Source organism: Alteromonas sp. Cnat2-8 (assembly GCF_022348355.1).
GTDB lineage: Bacteria > Pseudomonadota > Gammaproteobacteria > Enterobacterales > Alteromonadaceae > Alteromonas > Alteromonas macleodii.
Genome location: NZ_JAKREX010000009.1, coordinates 26834 through 42186, shown reverse-complemented (window position 1 = coordinate 42186; position 15353 = coordinate 26834). Strand labels below are relative to the sequence as shown.

The 15353-nt window shown below is 43.2% G+C and carries 18 protein-coding genes; 4 read left to right on the top strand and 14 right to left on the bottom strand.

The annotated features are described in order from the left end of the window. Nucleotides 1-6: 6 nt before the first annotated feature. From MHN00_RS19985 to MHN00_RS19940, 10 genes are all read right to left on the bottom strand, one after another. Nucleotides 7-1230: a hypothetical protein gene (locus tag MHN00_RS19985; RefSeq protein WP_043959777.1), complete on the bottom strand. Its 1224-nt coding sequence runs from the start codon at nt 1228-1230 to the stop codon at nt 7-9. Between the two features lie 12 nt (nt 1231-1242). Then, entirely contained in the window at nt 1243-2037 is a 795-nt protein-coding gene (locus tag MHN00_RS19980; protein ID WP_014997000.1) for a cytochrome c3 family protein, read from the bottom strand. Beyond that, nucleotides 2034-2792: a hypothetical protein gene (locus tag MHN00_RS19975; protein ID WP_014996999.1), complete on the bottom strand. Its 759-nt coding sequence runs from the start codon at nt 2790-2792 to the stop codon at nt 2034-2036. The genes MHN00_RS19980 and MHN00_RS19975 overlap by 4 nt, the downstream gene beginning before the upstream one ends. Next, nucleotides 2792-4726 carry a 2Fe-2S iron-sulfur cluster-binding protein gene (locus tag MHN00_RS19970; protein ID WP_202285640.1) on the bottom strand — a complete coding sequence of 645 codons (1935 nt, stop codon included), beginning with the start codon at nt 4724-4726 and terminating at the stop codon, nt 2792-2794. The genes MHN00_RS19975 and MHN00_RS19970 overlap by 1 nt, the downstream gene beginning before the upstream one ends. Continuing rightward, nucleotides 4723-5568, bottom strand: a complete 846-nt coding sequence (locus MHN00_RS19965; protein WP_044556710.1) for a hypothetical protein — start codon at nt 5566-5568, stop codon at nt 4723-4725. The genes MHN00_RS19970 and MHN00_RS19965 overlap by 4 nt, the downstream gene beginning before the upstream one ends. 28 nt (nt 5569-5596) lie before the next feature. Continuing rightward, a complete protein-coding gene (locus tag MHN00_RS19960; RefSeq protein WP_012516849.1) occupies nt 5597-5953 on the bottom strand; it encodes a hypothetical protein in 357 nt (118 codons plus the stop codon). A 72-nt stretch (nt 5954-6025) separates the two neighbouring features. Beyond that, nucleotides 6026-6457 carry a hypothetical protein gene (locus MHN00_RS19955; protein WP_012516848.1) on the bottom strand — a complete coding sequence of 144 codons (432 nt, stop codon included), beginning with the start codon at nt 6455-6457 and terminating at the stop codon, nt 6026-6028. 96 nt (nt 6458-6553) lie between these two features. Next, nucleotides 6554-7078 (bottom strand): c-type cytochrome, encoded by a 525-nt coding sequence (locus MHN00_RS19950; RefSeq protein WP_014996996.1) that lies wholly within the window; start codon nt 7076-7078, stop codon nt 6554-6556. Nucleotides 7079-7086: 8 nt separating this feature from the next. After that, nucleotides 7087-8214 carry an OprO/OprP family phosphate-selective porin gene (locus tag MHN00_RS19945; protein WP_239302186.1) on the bottom strand — a complete coding sequence of 376 codons (1128 nt, stop codon included), beginning with the start codon at nt 8212-8214 and terminating at the stop codon, nt 7087-7089. 128 nt (nt 8215-8342) lie between these two features. Further along, nucleotides 8343-8699, bottom strand: coding sequence for a hypothetical protein (locus tag MHN00_RS19940; RefSeq protein ID WP_157187941.1), 357 nt, complete (start codon nt 8697-8699; stop codon nt 8343-8345). A 215-nt stretch (nt 8700-8914) separates the two neighbouring features. On the opposite strand from MHN00_RS19940, the gene MHN00_RS19935 reads away from it, so the two are divergent. The 4 genes from MHN00_RS19935 to MHN00_RS19920 all read left to right on the top strand — a co-directional run bounded on the left by MHN00_RS19935 (nt 8915) and on the right by MHN00_RS19920 (nt 12447). After that, complete coding sequence (locus MHN00_RS19935; RefSeq protein ID WP_239302184.1) at nt 8915-11032, top strand: SDR family NAD(P)-dependent oxidoreductase; 2118 nt, start codon at nt 8915-8917, stop codon at nt 11030-11032. A 99-nt stretch (nt 11033-11131) separates the two neighbouring features. After that, on the top strand, nt 11132-11443 hold the full coding sequence (locus MHN00_RS19930) for a hypothetical protein (RefSeq protein ID WP_012516843.1): 312 nt from the start codon (nt 11132-11134) through the stop codon (nt 11441-11443). Between the two features lie 9 nt (nt 11444-11452). Next, complete coding sequence (locus MHN00_RS19925; RefSeq protein WP_239302182.1) at nt 11453-11887, top strand: hypothetical protein; 435 nt, start codon at nt 11453-11455, stop codon at nt 11885-11887. Nucleotides 11888-11946: 59 nt separating this feature from the next. After that, entirely contained in the window at nt 11947-12447 is a 501-nt protein-coding gene (locus tag MHN00_RS19920; protein WP_239302180.1) for a hypothetical protein, read from the top strand. Nucleotides 12448-12711: 264 nt separating this feature from the next. Here MHN00_RS19920 and MHN00_RS19915 read toward each other — a convergent pair whose 3' ends face one another. From MHN00_RS19915 to MHN00_RS19900, 4 genes are read right to left on the bottom strand one after another with little or no spacing between them, the layout of a single operon-like run. Then, the gene (locus MHN00_RS19915; protein WP_239302178.1) at nt 12712-13410 is read right to left on the bottom strand and encodes a heparan-alpha-glucosaminide N-acetyltransferase; all 699 of its coding nucleotides are present in this window, start codon (nt 13408-13410) and stop codon (nt 12712-12714) included. Between the two features lie 14 nt (nt 13411-13424). Then, nucleotides 13425-13910: a nuclear transport factor 2 family protein gene (locus MHN00_RS19910; protein ID WP_239302177.1), complete on the bottom strand. Its 486-nt coding sequence runs from the start codon at nt 13908-13910 to the stop codon at nt 13425-13427. 31 nt (nt 13911-13941) lie between these two features. Then, nucleotides 13942-14403: a nuclear transport factor 2 family protein gene (locus MHN00_RS19905; RefSeq protein ID WP_239302175.1), complete on the bottom strand. Its 462-nt coding sequence runs from the start codon at nt 14401-14403 to the stop codon at nt 13942-13944. A 29-nt stretch (nt 14404-14432) separates the two neighbouring features. Further along, on the bottom strand, nt 14433-15347 hold the full coding sequence (locus MHN00_RS19900) for a CopD family protein (RefSeq protein WP_239302174.1): 915 nt from the start codon (nt 15345-15347) through the stop codon (nt 14433-14435). Nucleotides 15348-15353: the final 6 nt, after the last annotated feature.

The window sequence follows — 15353 nt, the reverse complement described above, 5'->3', positions numbered from 1 at the left end:
TCCTTATTAGCTATGAGGTGCTGGAATTGACCAGCCAATCACAAAGAATAAACAGAGAACGATCACCGATAGACCAAGTAATTTTGTTGACCTAATGCGTTGACCTGTGCTTTGACGCATCACGAGTTTGATCACGATTATTGTTTGGATCAGGTAATAAAGTGCAAACCCTTTTGAAGCGAGATTAATAATTTCAAATACGTTAGATGACCAAACTAATATACCTGCGATGGCGATAACTAAAACGTAGTAAAATTGGGGGGAGATAGGTAAATGGAAAAGCTCTTTTAAGAGGCCTCCGCCACCGATAGTATCGGCTAATGCTGCACTTAACTGACTTGCCGTGGCGGCAACCAGTAATAAAATCGGCAATACCCATATTGCTTGCCCTAGGGTGTAGCTAATCGTTGTTTCGTTTAATTCCGTGATCGGAAAATTCAGGAAAATAGGACACGTTAGACCGATAAAAACAACATAGAGAAAAATAGCGATCCACTGAGCATAACGACTCGCTTTAATGCGCTGTTCTGGCGTATAGTTATTCCCCATAAAACGGGTTGTCTCGAACCCTTGCGTTACCATGAGCATCCCTGCGAGCATGCTAACAGTTTCAAAATGGCTCAATGCCTGTATCGCTTCATGTTGAAACCAAGCACTTTGTACTTGTATGTCGTAGGTTGCCAGCGCTGCGAGCACACCTACTATAATAGCCAACTTTATTGTCACGGCGAATAGCTCAATGGTCTCTAGCCCCCTAGCACCTCGAAGCCAAGCGACCACCATAATGATGACAAGCAACCCACTGGTAAACAGTTTGATGTACGTCGTATCAGAGATAGATAAACGATCAAAAACAAACGCTGCAAACAAACTAATATAAAACGCCACGGAAATGGCATATGCCGCACCAAGCGCCCATTGACTTGCTTTTTCAAGCGTCATAATACTGCTTTGTTGATTGCTAGCTAGCTCAGGTTCTGCGTGGCGTATATTGAAGCGAATAACCGACCCCAGCGCATATGCCAGAATGGACAACAACACTATTCCAAGCAGTGCCCATTTCCCCATTACCGAATGCAGCAGTGGTGCAATGATCAAAAAGCCACTACCAATAATGGAAGCCAACGGTGTGACTGTTGCTCGCCATTGGAAAGATTGTCGTAAGCGAGGCAGACACAATACTATTGCGATCAGCACCGAGGTTGCGAGCGCAATGGAATTTGTGATCACAGTTTGTACCCCTTAATGGTGTTTATACCACCCGGCACGCTTAATATCGTTCCAGGACGTAGATTGATGGCAGGCATAGCATTCCTCAACTTTAGCTTTAGGCTCGCCTGCCACTTTGGCGGAAATCATTTTAAAATGCTGCATATAGTGACTGGGCGGCGCTTCATGACATTGATTGCAATCACGTGATTGACTCGACGGGTGAATAAACTTTGGCAATGACCATTTGTCTGTGCTGTGACACTGCACGCAATCCTCTCCAAATAGACCTAAATGGCGATCATCGTTGCTGTGACATTGCGTACAATTTAATAAGGCTTCTTTATCACTGACCTCAGGGTGCACAAACAAGGGCTCAGGAGTTTGTTTATTCGCTAGTATGTTCTCCAAAAACGCCATGGTGGCAGCGCCCTCGTCAAACGGGACATTTGGGTTGGGGAGCATATTGAAACCAATGTCGACTAACGCTATATGGCTCATGAGCGAAATGTTGGCCGATTCACCTTTGTGCTCTACATGGCAACTTGCACATTCTTTGATGTCGGTATGAAATGCAGTGGGTTGACGCGCAACGATATGCGTATCATTTGCATGACACGCCACACATTTGTCACGCTCAACGCCCTTCACCGGTGTGTGACAACTCAAACAGTCATCCGCGAGAAAGGCATGTGCTTTATTGAGTGAACCGGGTTCAACCATTTTTTCCCATGGAATTTGTGCGCTATCTTCAGGCATATGAATGAAATGACTGACGCCAAAGCCAGCAGCAACTAAGCCAAGAACGATTATTATCCATTTCATCATAACCAGCGCAGTCCAAAGTAAACTTCACTGAAAATGTGAAAAAACAGGACTACATAAAGTGTCATTGAAATCACGATGTGAAATTTTAACCAACGAGCAAACCACACCTTCGCGGTGTCATGAATGAGAATGCTGTACTCAACATCGGAAATTGTATCAATGATAGAAAGAACCTGGCTTTCTTGTTTGAACAATTTACTTTGTGCTGAAGTAGGCACATTTAACGTGATGTAAGGAATATGTCGTGCGGATGTTTGGGCAAACGTCGAATATCTGTCATCACAGACTGCGTCTTTCAACGCCTGTTTTGCGTTAGAAAGCGCAACGTGGAGTTCATTTACTTGGCGCTTTTTCTCTTTCACATTCGATGAAATAAGACCGAGTACATATCGACCCACAAACCCACTGATCACAACGACCATCATAAAGATAACAAGCGAAACTCCGGTAGCACTATCAAAACGATGGGCACTATGGATCAGCGCTAGAATAGGCCCCAGCACACCAGCATAGATATGTATACGCAGGAGCGTTGGCATAGCGATGTGCTTCGTCACGACTTTCTTAAGTGATTTGTTACGCTTAATGGTCATGTATACCAATGGGATAAGCATTAATACCGAAGCGCTTAAACCCACGCCAAATCCAATAAAACTGCCTGGGAATGCTGGGTCTCTATGCCATAAAAAACCGAGCCATAGCAGGATCATTAGGACAACCAAGCTGCTTACAATTGTGCGCTCTTGAGAATTCATTAAGCCTCAACCTCCACATCAGATTTAGGGATAGCTTGGCACGCCAGAATATACCCACTGAGCTTATCTTCAGGCTCCAGCCCATCATCAACCTCCATATCGACGTCACCACGTAGCAGTTTCACCTTACAACTCCCGCACGAACCCGCTCTGCATGAATTCTCTATATCTACATCGAGTCCATCAGCGACGTCTAATACGGTCTCATCCGGACCCGCGTGGGCTTCGACGTCTGAAAGACTAAACCGTACTTGTCTGTTGTCGCCTGCGTTGGTGTTAGTGGCTAATTGAGGTTTAACGGGAGCGGGCTCTGGTTTAGCAGCCCCAAACGCTTCGGTTTTAATATGCGTGTTAGGCATACCCAATTCGGCTAGCATTTTTTTCGTAGCATCCATCATTGCAGGAGGCCCACAAATATGCGCAGTTTTTGAGGCAATATCTGGCACAAATTCGTTTATCATTGCGGATGAAAAGCGGCCTTGGGGCCCCATCCAGGATGTACCCTCTGCTTGAGTCATACTGACCAGTACTTTTAACCGAGGATGACGTGCTTGCAGATATTTTAATTCCTGTTCAAAAATAAAGTCGTTGGACGTTCGCGTACAAAACAGAAAATAAATATCACCGTCCCAGCACGTCGTCGTCAAGTAGCGGACAGCGCTCATCATCGGTGTGATCCCCACTCCCCCAGAAATCAACACCACGCTGTTTGAACCATGACCATTGAAATAAAATTTACCGCCGGGGGCTTTAATTGAAAGCGTATTTCCTACCTCAACCGCGTCATGCATATAACGAGAAACCACACCGAACTCCTCTCGCTTTATCGTAACTTCAAAGTAATACTGTTCAGTGGGCGATGATGCAATGGTGTATGAGCGCTTAACTGGCTTTTCAAAACCATCGATGTTCAGTGTGAACGTGACAAATTGACCTGGTTCGAAATCAAATGGAATGGTTTGTCCATCTGGGCTGGCTAGACGTAACGTTTTAACATCATGGGTTTCATTAAAAATCGCGGTTACTACCATATCGCCACTAAACGTGCCCTTGCGCGATGAGGCAGTGGATGACAATGCTGGCTCGCTACTTTGCGCTGGTGCCGAAGCATGCTGCTGGGCAGCCGGATTAGATTCGACAACAGAGGAAACTTTTGTCGTTGGCGCAGATGTGCTTGCGGTGTCTGTAGACTTAAGCTCTTCGAGCAGCGCGGCAGCTCTGCGCATCTTAAATCCATACACATACACCATAACAATTGTAAATATGAGTAAAACGAGCATCACTGCGCTGTGAAACGGTGTCATACCAAATAGGGTTGAAGTACCTTTTTCCGGCGCACTGGGAAGCAAATTCATTTGTGACTTGAACCAGGTTAATGCCACTCTTCGTGGTTCTTGCCCGTCTTGTATGGCACGTTTCGCAGCAAGACCACTGTCAAAATGGGCTATACCCTCTTTAACTGTTTCAACAGCCATTTGCATTTGGGAATAGTCATCAGTGGCAGCTGCGCGGGCAAGCCAATCAAAACCTGTAGCAAGTTGCTCACTTCCTTGTTGCATTCTTGCGGTTGCTTTAATCAGAACAGTCTCTCTTTGTTCGGGTGTAGCTGAATGCATGCGCATTAGCGTGGGATAGAGATCTTTAGGTTTGGGTGCACCCATTTTCTCCATCATTTTATCCATGCCTTTTGCCATTCCGGGTCCCATCATGGCGTCAGCATTGCCCAGCGGCCCTTTACCTTGTGTAGCAGTCGGCAAAACATCCGTATTAGCGTTGACAGTGGGATCATTGGTAGCTTCAGGATGGTGGCTCGCATGCTCACTATCCTCTGGCTGTTGCTGTGCGTAACTGCTCGTCGTTGCGAATAACAGCATAACGTTCAAAATGACGGCGTAACGCAGAAAAAATGATGTGTGTGGCCACCACATGCTCATAACTCACCTGTTTGTTCGGCCATCCACAGGCTATTTATCTTAGCGATCTGAGAGGGCGTTAATACTGATACCGCTTTCCCTACCGATGTAATAAACTGCAACCGCAAGGCGCTGTTTGTGGCTTCTATTTCAGCAATGGTGTCTTTGATATTGTCGTATTGAGGTAGCCCCTGAGCGGTCAATTCCCACAACGATGCTTCTAACGCACTTCGCTGCAGCGTAAAGCTTTGTTGAGTAGACTCCCATTCAGTTCGGATCGTGAGAAGCGTTTGGTACTGACCATCGGTCAATTCGAGTGTCTCTTTGTGGTTTAAGAAAAAAGCTTGCTCTCCAACGTGGTATAAATGCAGCGCTCCACTGACACCGGGTAAGCTTTCATTTAATGGAGAACCAGATATCTGTGTTTTATTTTGTTCAGGTGGTGTACCCATCATTGAGCTGTTTTTCATCATCATTTTGCACATCATTCCCATGCACGATTTCCCGCGCATTGGCATCATGCCTTTATTCTTACTCTTTCCCATTTTCATTGTGTTTGTTGCTGAAAGTGGCATTGATGATGTATTGAGTGAAACACTGGTATCACTCGGATTTACACTCTCATTGCTTTTTGGCTGGGTCGCTAATGAATTGTCTAACGAGCGCAAAGCGGTTTGGATTTTAGCGAAGTCATCAACGTTTAACTCAGGCTGAGTTTCTTTAGTTTCTGATGAATTGTTTTTTTTGTCTGGCTCAGTACTTTGTGGTACTGCTGAGCACGCGGTTGTGAATAAGACACTCACTAATACCAGCGTCACAATAATCGCTATACGGTAGGGTTGGTGATAAACTCTATTATTCACAACGGCATACTCCTAATTAAAATATTAATCAAAAACCACGGTCAAACTCGACCATGTCATAACGCGTAATTTCGCCATCCAGCACAATAGCTTCCGCGAAGTGCTTATCCTTAGTTTTTCCAAGACGAATTTTCCCAACGAACTCTCGTGAATAGCTGTTTTCACCTTCTGAGATTGCTGTAGGGTCGTAGACAGTTCTATAGACATTAAAAACTTGATGTTCCTTCAAACCATCCGTATCAGATACACATACCACTGCTTGCTTATCATCGACTGTAACAACTTGCCCACTCATGATGTAGTCGTGATAAACCTGGCTTGCGCATCCTCCGAGGAGTCCAACTGACAAGACTACAATTGAAAAAAACTTAATTAATTTATTCATGTAAAATTCCTGTGATTATTGAAATAAGCGAGACAGCAGGTCACCTCCTGCCTCGTAACGTGGTGATTAGCTCTATTTGTGTTTATGTATTGGTTTAGACTTTTCAGCGGTGTGCCCCATCATTTGGCTCATCATGTCTTCCATCATCGACATACGCTGTTCCATCATTTTCATTTTGTCTTCGGTGGACATATCAGTGTGTTTGTGTTTCATTCCTTTTCCCGCTTTCATCCCCATCGAGTCGCTTCCTTCCATCATGCCCATCATGTCTTGCATCTTTTGGGCATGCTCATGCAACATGGCTTCGCGCTTCTCCGGATCCGATTCACTCTTAACGGCATCCAATACTGCGCGCATTTCTTCCATATGCGTCTGCATCTTTTGCATCATCTGACCATCCATCATCGGCATATCAGATTTGTCAGTCTGTTGATATGCAAAAGAAGTCGCTATTGGCGCAACGACTAAAGCACTGGCCAGTAATAGTGAAGTAAGCTTTTTCATAAGATTGTTTCCTTTGATTATGCTCAGTTGAGCGTTTTAGGTTTAAAGTTTACGTCTTGTCACCTTAATCTAATGTCTTAGACTCAGGTCAATAGGCTATATGGACGATAAAAACTCAGCTAAAGCTTCAAGCTCATCATCTGTAATCGGCATTTGCGGCATTGCGGACGACGAGTTATTAAATTGAGGCTCCTTAACTTTGCGCAAAAAGAATGCCCTGCCTTTTTCGCTAATAACATTATCCAGCGATGGACCGAGTGTTCCGCCTGCGCCTTGCACTTGATGACACCCCTGACAACCATATCGAGTGAGTACGTCACGTGGATTGACTGTTAATGATTTAGCCAGAGTCACCTCTACCGGTTGAGCAGGACTAGAAGCTATTTCCATGAATTCAAGAATGGCTTTTACTTCGCTGCCGGTTAAATGCGCTTTTTCGCGCATGTGTGGCATGATCACTCTCCACTCACTGATAGAAAACTCACGCACAGGCCTACTGTTATGACAACGCGCACAGTTGTTATTAATTAACTCTGCGCCAGAAAGTGTGGTTTCATCGTCTGCCAAGTTCGGTAACGAAATAAATGTGATTAGTGCACATATAATTAATTTCTTGTTCATGATATCCCCTAGAATCCATAGCTGAATTGCACAGCAAACCGTGTATCATCAGGACCTTCAACTACGTCTGTATCTTCATAGCCCACCTTAATAACTGAACGAGGGTCCAACCAATAGTTGACACCTACCATCCAGCGCTCCGCTTCTTCAATTTTATTGGTTTCAGCATATTCAAGGACCAATTCAGTACTACCTAGGGATTGAAAAGCGTGCCCAACGAAGAAAGTACCTTGTAAAAACCATCCATTGCGTGAAAATGAGTCAATAGTTTGCTCATGATCTCGCTCAACAAATGAGTCCGTTTCAGTTTTAATATACTCGCCTCTGATGATGGCGTGAGTACTAATAAAGTTGATATCAAACCCATTGGCTGTGATATCTAGTTGTCCTTGTTCGTCGTAGGCACCTTGATAATATGACGTTCCAATCTCGATTGAAGGTAGTAAGGCAATAGCCAGGCGGCCACCAAACGCTTTATTGCTATTGTTGTCAGAACTCGTCGCTTCAAATTCCACTTCCGGGAACGCCTCACCATGACCATCTTCTTCCGAATCAGGATCAGCTGCAGCAGAGGGTGCGAAAAAGCGAGCTATTAGATCATCATGATCATCCTCAATCTCTTCTTCGTCATGAGCAGCTTCAGAGCGCGGACCGTTTGTCATGAAAACATCCACAAACACCTTGGCCGAGCCGACTTGATAGACTTGCTGTGCAGCTACGCCTACGTCACTAAGAATAGGTAACAATGGATCCATTGCTTGGCTCGAGCCATGAGCGCCATAGACGCCGGGGGTCCATATACTTCTATTAATCCAACTAGGGTGCCAGTTGGCACTAAACTGCCCAAATGGTAAAAGGAATTTTCCGGCAGTCAATGTTGTGTTGTCGTTCAGGAAATAATGGATGTCAGCGTATTCGAGCTCGGTTTCGGTCTCCCCGTTTTCGCCCAATCCAAACTCGAGTTCTGCTTCGACATGCATTTTGTCATTTAAGCTGAATAAAAAAATGGGAATAAACCTGGCCGAAAAAGCATCGGTGTCGGCTACATCTGCACTTTCATATTTAACGTCACCGTATCCCACAAGGACAAACCGGTCGGTGGTCTCAGATGCAAGCAATAGTGACGATGTGATCATACCGGCCACAAAAATCATTGCATGCAACACTCCTTTACGTAATCGCATAGTATTTCTCTTTTTAAATTGTTTTTCTTACCCACTAACTGGGTTGATTTACTTATTTGGCACTGCGTTGTTAAGTGCGCTTACGAAGTAACAAAAAACTCTATGGGAGGCGGGTGATTTGGCGGAACAGGTCTTTTGAGCACCTGATAACGATCTCTGTGATTTCTATCCTCTAGCGCCTCAATTAAAAAACAGGAGTGTGCTTCAAGAATGGCAAGCGGTGCGTTGGAAGACGAATTGTCCGTATAAAAACAGTCTGGGCAATAACAAGATGTGAAAGGCTCTTTTTGCTCATCATCGTGTGCACGTTCACCATTGATAAACACCGTCGATGCATGTTCATGAAATCCGATGTCACGCGTAGCATGGACACTCACCGATAACGTGTTGACCAGCAGTAGTGCTATCCAAATGTTTACTAACGAGAACCGAGTCACTGAACCTTACCCTTAAATGTTTATGTATTTAATCGTAGTGATTTCATTTCAAATGTAGTTGATCCAGATCAAAGCTTCACAACGAATCGATTACAGCTTGATTACATTTCTGTAATCAAATCATTAACTTATTTATCCATTCAAGGACTTTACTTATGCTGAAGCTATCAAACATATTAGTGAGCTTTCACTCTTCTACGAAATAGGCTTTTAAGATGTTGTATCAACAGACAGCACTAATATCAGGCGCTAGCTCTGGTATAGGACTTGCGCTTACAAAAGAGCTTCTACTCTCCTACCCTTTTATCCAGATCGTAGCACTGTGCAGAAATCCAGACACTTTACAACAGCTTAAAAGGTCTTATGGGGATAGGATCAGAATCGAGTGTATCGATTTCACTGATAGGGATTGTATTAAAAGCCTTCAAAACGTCGTCAATCAGCATACTCACTTTAGCTACCTGATCCATTGCGCAGGTGTTGTCATGCCATTTGGAGGTATTAGCAACGTCGCCCCTGATGAGTGGGAGGCAACCCAATGGATAAATGTCGAAGTACCTCGCCTTTTAACGCAGATATGCTTAAAAAAATTTAGTCATAGCCGCGTGATGTTTTTAACCAGTGATTTGCCTGTACAACCCGTTGCTGGCGCCTCAGCTTATTGTGTGAGCAAAGCATCATTAAATATGCTGTGCCAGTGTTTTCAACGTGAAGTCGATAACGATATTGCTGTTTTTACAACTGTGGCTCCTGGAAACGTCGACACGAAGATGCAGGAAACGATAAGGCAAGCCTCAAATCGAGTTTTGCCTGCATCGGAGTTAATGCGCAGTATGTTTTCGGCAAACAAGCTTTTACCTCCCCGATTAGTTGCACAATATCTGCGACAATTGCTAAGCGATGTCACGCCAAACACTTTTGGAAGTCGTAGTTGGAATTTACTAGAGAGTATTGTTGAAGTTTCACCTGCAAAACAGACAAAAACTGATTCAATTGACACGCGTGCTACTGAAACAAGCCTAGTAGAACTGGCAAGTCTTGTTGGCGGCGCATTCTGGTCACCGGGTAGTGCAGAATATGAAGAAAACAGGAAAGTATTCAATCAAGGTGTTTCGCGTTTTCCGTTAGTAATTATTCAACCTAAGACAAAGACCGATATTATACACATTGTCAAATGTGCAAAGCAGTTGCGCTTATCCATTACAATTAAGGGTCAAGGGCATGGTGTAAGTGGCATGTCGGTCCTTAACAATGCAATTGTAATTGATATGTCGATGTTTAAAACAACTGTACTGAATGTTGATAAGAGCTCAGTAAACGTCGGCGCAGGCGTCAAAAATAGTGAATTGGACCATTTTCTAGCGCAACACAATAAAGTGGTTCCTTTGGGTACCTGTCCCGATGTTGGTGTTGTCGGCGCAACATTGGGAGGGGGGATCGGTTTTTTGTCCAGAAAGCTTGGTTTGAGTTGCGACAATGTGCTCGCGTTTGGATTGATAACTGCTGACGGTAAAGTAAGACAAGTGACAGAATCCCAACATGCGGAGTTATTTTGGGCATTAAAAGGGTGTGGCCATGGTCAATTTGGCGTTGTGACCGATATCACGTTTAAATTACACGATGCCCCCCAAAATATTGATGGCCGAATACTCGAGTGGCCATTATGTCACGCACGATCTATTCTTAGGCAATATAGCAAAACAGTGCTCAGTGATAACAGATCGGTTTTTCTATATGCATATCTCTCGCGATCGATGGAAGATAAAGCTCGAATTTCGATAATGGGGTTTAGTGAGGACTCGGTGCAGGGTTTGGATTCTGTAGCCAAATGGCAAGACGGTGCCAAATTGTTAAGTAGGCGGTCGCAATACGTTGAATGCCAATCCAATGACTACGATAGTGATCTGAGTTTGTATTGGCGAAATGGCATAATTGAAGGCGAGCTATCAGACGAATTCATTGAAACACTTTTATCGTGTTACCGAGCTTGTCCGGGAAATTCAGGTGGATTTATGCTAGACCCGCTTTGTGGCGCTATTCAGGATGTAAACGCTGACGATTCGGCATTTATTCACCGCAACGCTTCTTTCGTCTGTAGTATCACAGGGATCACTCAAGCTGAATGTGACGATACTGAAGTTATCGATTGGGTGAATAAATCTTTCGATTTGCTATTACCGTTTTTTAATGGTCATTCTTACCAAAATTATGACATGGGGAATGGGTCGCCACTTGCTCTTTACTACGGCCAACACACAGCTCGTTTGAAATTATTAAAACAACAATACGATCCTACTGGTCTGTTTATGAGCTCTCTTCTGCGCCCTGACTAAAAAACTTTTAGTCATTGCTGTGACGATTTCGATATTGTGAACGTATGTTCTACCCATATTGAATTGGCATTGTGGTTACTTGTAACAAGGAAATAGTTTATGAAAAGATGGATATGTTTGTTTCTTGTGATGTCATCATCGCTCGCACATCCAAATGATCGTGAGCATGGCGATTTTTACAGAGGATTAACTGGTCTTAAAGCACAAATTGATGAAATTAATCGTGACTTGATTTTGCTGGAAAATGCCACCCTTTCGAGTTCAGAAGTCAACAGGCGACTGGCTCGGATTGAGCAACAAATTGATGACGCAAATAAGAAAATTTCAGAGGCTTCTGACGCAGAGTTACGTGAGTTGAGTGCTCAAGAGTTAGAGCAGGTAAAGCGGTCTTTGCAGGTTCTCAACATGTAAGACATTCGAATGCAATTGCAACCCCATTTAAATCAACTGCATAAATCGACTAAATCTGAAACACTACTCGCTTCTTGGATGAACCATGTTCAAAGTTCGCGAACGAAGGCAGTTAAAGATGAAGCTGAAAGCGACTTAGTTGCCTTGAGAGAAGCAACGGATCGTGAACTGATAGAACTACAAATGAACACGCAGCGGCAAATTAATTCACTGACTGAGAGGCACGAAAACGATATTGTTCGCCTCACTCAAGACCATAAGGAAGAAGTAAGGCGTCTTGAGCAATTAAATTTAGACAAGGTTCAACATGCAGAGACAGCATTTGAAAATCTAATGGGAGAAACAGAAACACAAAATGGGCTGATATTTAAAAATCTAGCGGTCTCCATATATCTTCGCCGGTTCTTAGTGGAAGATGGTTACGATCGGTTTTTAACGACTTAACGCTTACTTCAATTGATGAAACAGCAACGGTTCGGTGTGATCCAAGCATATTAAGAGAAGTGATTTCAATTCAAGAGCACGCAATTTCACGGTTTGAAAAAGTCAAAAACAAGCTAGAAGATGCTAAAATGCTGTATTACGAAGCATTACTAGATCTTGCATTTTATGAGGCTGAAATGTCGCGGTTTGGTATATTGAATGTCGATGCGACACAACGGATCAATGAAAACCTTGTAGCTTTTGAGCAGAATTTACTCTTTTGGTTAAACGAAGAACGAAGCGAATACAAAACACCAGAGCGGTTACCGCGTTTCATTTTTCGCGTAATCTGCATGGTAGACAGCTTGGTTTTTATCAGGGGATGTTTGAAACTTCACGAAATTTTTGAAGAAAAACCCGCTAAAGACGAAATATTATCACAAGTGTCTGCATTGCTGGTAGAAAACGATATGGCTACTGTAAGACAAATAACTGACGTAATAGAGTCAAAAGAATGTAGCTCTTTGTGGTCAAAATACACCAATTTCAAAGAAGAACGGCCAAAACTGTTCGAGTATTAACGATAGTCTGGGTTTGTTGGCACTAAAAGCACAATTTTCTCCGAATTAATCTTGCGTTACTGTAAACACATTAGCGTTGATAACAAGAGTATATCGACACATGCATTTGCGCGCAAGCGCATATGCGTTTATTAAGCATTACTCTGCTGCCTTGACTCTCCCCCAAAAAAATGTGCACATCTAATCGTAATTTTATGTCTGCAGCAGCATAGCGGATATTAGTTACTGAAGGTGATTTATGGCAAAGTAAAAGAAGGTGTATAGTTACACCGATGAGCTCAACCAATAGATAGTACCAAACAGCACAAAAAAGATAGGTTGATGCAATATGTAAACTGCTAAACTATGCCGTCCGAGAAGAGTCAACTTATTCGGAATATTCCATTTTGCAAACGGATCAAATCCGCTTTTCAAAACGTGCCCTATCGCTATACCAAACAATACAACACCTATCCATGGAAAAATTGCAACGTAATCGTTTGGAGAATGAGGTAGTGACAAACTCATCAGATTAAATGGCCATTTACTGGATACGAGGCCACTGTTAAACAACGTGACCGCAACAAAACCCAACAACAGCGCCAATATGGGTTTTCGAATCAACAGAACACACAAAACACTCGCTACAGCAATAAAATGCAATACGCCAAAGAATATCCAGTTTGCATTAAAAAAATAGTACGTAAAAAGCGATATTACCGCGGCCCAGAATGCTATGGAAAACAGCCGCAGTAAAAACATTTTTAGACTAAATTTTCGATAATTCCCGAGCACGAGCGACGCGCCTACACTCACGAAGAAGAGCGTCAATATTACATACCGAAACTCCCTCCACCCTTTTCCATTGGGGACATTCCAATCAACCCAACCAAAGAAACGAAGGTCGTAAGCAAAATGGAAGACAACCATCAACACAATGGCTAACGTTCGTATTGCATCCAATGTGATATTGCGATTTTGCACGGAATTCAACGTTGTTAATGGTGCTTATGTGGCTTGTTATCACGGGTAGATGAATGCGAATGAATGACCTTCCATCCTTCATCAGTTCGGCGAAATAAATAGGTTTGAAATCCTTTTTTATCAAAAACTGCGCCGGTTTTGCGCACTTCTCCTGAAACATTTACTGTCGTAACTGCCCAAGCGAAGTCTCCTTCAACGTTTGTTTCGATATCTAGAATATCAATGGTCAATCGTTTCAATACCTCTTTTTCCGGCTCTACATGATTTTTGACCAAATCCTCTAAACCTTTATTCTGACCGCCTGACTCAATGTAACGCGCACCTACCTGGCCAAGATAATGTTGATAGAACGGCATACCGTTACCAGACTCCCACCCCTTTTCAATATCTTGGATCATTTCTAGTATCTCGGTTTCGTCGTTCGTTTGCTCAGACGCATAAATGTATGGTGATGTGGCTAAAAAAATAACAACGCAGCTTGCATAGAAAAGTTTCATCATTTTGACCTTTTTATTTTAGTTTGGTGGGGAGTTAGTGAGACCAATGAATATGACTGATTTTCCACTGTCCATTGATTAGCGTTAAAAAGAGCGTTTCATTGCCTGTCCTATCATTATCTCGACCTTTATAGTTTCCAGAAGTGTGACTTCTTGAAATGGAGACAGCTGTATTACCATGCACACGAACATGATGCTCAATCGTCTTCGTGGTTACGGCAGATGAAAATTGCATGTCTGCTTGCAAATGATGTGCACGATATTCGTCGGCACTGCGCTCAATTCTGCCACCTTCCAAAATAAGGACATCATCGGCAAGTAAGCTCATGACTGTCTCTGCATTAGCCTCGGAGAGTGCTTTGTGGAATTGTTTTGCTATTATTCCTGCGTCGGAGTCTAGCCCTGAGAACATAGGACTATTACTGGTGTCGTTATGCGTTTTATCATGAGCATTAACACTGTTAGTTAATAGCAAAGGAAAGAGTATGATTGACAACAAGTAGATTTTTTTCATTTTGTGTTTCTTCAATAATTGGGGCCTACGGCGGTACTTAACACCACCGTCACCATTAAAATAGATATCCCTATACAAAGTTCGATTTGGATTGATTTTTGAAGCGTTCGAGGACTGGTTATGCCGGTTAAAAGCTGAGGAACCAATCGCAGTTTGTGTAACAACGCGATTAGAAAGATAGCACCAACAAACAACAGCTTAACAAGCAATACAAAGCCGTAGTTTGTGTCGAGCAAACTGCTAACAGAACGCACAAGTTGCCAAGCCAGTAGTAAACCAGCAATAATTAGTCCCCCAATGGGGTACATCGCCGATTTCCCAAATTTTGTCATGACATGGTGCAAATTGGGGGTAGAAAGCTCTACGCACGTCCTTGAAAGAGGCCAGAGTGAACCCACCCACGCGAGCGCAATAACGGCATGAGCAGCCAGGATAAATTTAAAACTAGGTTGTAACTGTTGAGTATGCCCAGTTAACGTAAATGTATACCCAAATCCTGCCAACGCAATAACAATGAAAATTCCAAGAGAGAGACTTGAAATAAGGGCGGTTTTTCTAATTGAATGACCTAAATAGGTTAAATATAGTAGCGCACTTGCGAACAGCACTAGTCGACTTTTTGCAACATCTCCGAGCGTTGAATGCGTGACCATCTCTCGCATAATGGGGTCAAACATACCAGCGTATCCAGATTGAGCGAGCTGCCCAACCTGAAACAAAAAGTCAAAAGCACTAAAAATGATGCCAATGACCGCAAACAAACACATGTGCCTTGTTACCGTTGTTTGTAAGCTTGCGGGTAAAGTAAATTTGGTGTCAATATCAGTATTGGTAATGCACAAAATCCAACCACCACCAAGCAGCGCTGATACGCCGAGATAAACACCAAACTTTGAAATCAACAACCCCAACTGCCAAATGTCCATAGCGTC